This is a genomic window from Chromohalobacter sp. HP20-39 (assembly GCF_033052815.1).
Taxonomy (GTDB): Bacteria; Pseudomonadota; Gammaproteobacteria; order Pseudomonadales; family Halomonadaceae; genus Chromohalobacter.
On sequence record NZ_JAWHTP010001018.1, the window covers coordinates 1 to 247 of the forward strand.

Below are 247 nucleotides of genomic sequence, written 5' to 3' on the forward strand. Positions count from 1 at the left end.
CGGGCATGCGCTGTCGGACACCTGGCACAAGCGCACGGCAGAGGCCCCATGCGGCCCTGTCGCCAGCTTTCGGAGCGACCTATGCCTGCGATTCATCCTGCCCTTCCCCTCGACACCGTGCTGCTCGGCGATTGCCGCTCAGCGCTGGCCGGCCTGCCATCAGAGTCTTGCGACCACGCCCTAACGGACCCTCCATATTTGGTCAACTATCGTGACCGGTCCGGCCGCACGCTCGCCGGCGATGCCG

Annotated in this window: 1 protein-coding gene; it reads left to right on the forward strand. The window is 67.2% G+C overall.

Going from position 1 to position 247, the window contains the following annotated elements; translation table 11 throughout:
* A partial coding sequence (locus tag RVY79_RS21005; RefSeq protein ID WP_317466549.1) for a hypothetical protein occupies positions 1 to 184 on the forward strand: 184 nt, incomplete at its 5' end.
* Positions 185 to 247 lie beyond the last annotated feature (63 nt).